At 55.8% G+C, this 1,117-nt stretch carries 1 protein-coding gene; it reads left to right on the forward strand.

What is annotated here, in order from left to right:
• Positions 1 to 83: 83 nt before the first annotated feature.
• The coding region (locus NMG10_RS25785; protein WP_254465373.1) for an IS481 family transposase at positions 84 to 1,117 on the forward strand (1,034 nt) is incomplete at its 3' end.

A 1,117-nucleotide genomic window follows, 5' to 3' on the forward strand; every position in this document is an offset into this window, starting at 1 on the left:
TGTAGAGACCGGACACATGGTGGACACGTGTACGGAGACATGGTTGACACTTCCTGGCAGCCCCCTTTGCCAGGATTTTCGCCATGCCTTGGAACGTGAGAAACGCCATGAGCCTGAAAGAAGAGTTCGTATCCCTGGCGAGACAACCGGATGCCAATATTCGAGAGTTATGCCGACGTTTCAGCATCAGTCCTCAAACCGGATACAAGTGGCTGCGCCGTTTTGAACAAGGTGGCTCGGCCGCTCTACAGGAACGATCTCGGAGGCCGGCTAGTAGCCCTCGCTTGACCGAGGCTGCGTTGGAAGCAGAAGTCGTTGCACTTCGACAGGAGCACCCGGCCTGGGGCGGACGCACAATCAGCAGCCTGCTGAGCAAGCGTATTGCCCCCAGCACCGTCACCAACGTATTGCACCGCCATGAACTAATCCAGAGCCCTGAGAAGGCGCGAGAGGCGCGGCTTAGGTTTGAGCACGATGCACCCAACGATCTCTGGCAGATGGACTTCAAAGGGCACTTCGCCCTGCAGCAAGGCCGGTGTCATCCGCTGACCATTCTTGACGACCACTCCCGCTTCAATTTGGCTATTCACGCTTGCGATAACGAGCGAGGAACGACGGTCAAGGAGAAGATGACTGAGGTCTTCCAGCGCTACGGCCTACCGGTCCGAATCAACGTCGATAATGGTGCTCCCTGGGGCTCACCGCGTAATCCTGGAGAGGTTACAGAACTGAGTATCTGGTTGATTCGACTAGGGATACAGATAAGTTTCAGTCGCCCGTACCACCCTCAAACGAATGGCAAAATTGAGCGTTTCCACCGTTCCTTGAAGGCTGAAGTACTCGATGGGCGGCAGTTCTCGACCTTGGTGCAAGCCCAGACGGCGTTTGACCGATGGCGGGAAATTTACAACTTACAGCGCCCTCATCAGGCTTTGGGGTATCAAGTGCCGATGGCCAGATATCACCCCAGCCCGTGGGCCTACCCCAATCAGCTTGAGGAATTTGAATATGGGCCAGACGATACCCTGGCCAAGGTTTATCACAGTCGCTTCCGCTTCCAGAAACGCTATTTCAGCATCGCAAAAGGCTTGGTCGGGCAGACCATAGCGATACGCCC

Source organism: Pseudomonas sp. DVZ6 (assembly GCF_024259445.1).
Classification (GTDB): Bacteria; Pseudomonadota; Gammaproteobacteria; order Pseudomonadales; family Pseudomonadaceae; genus Aquipseudomonas; species Aquipseudomonas peradeniyensis.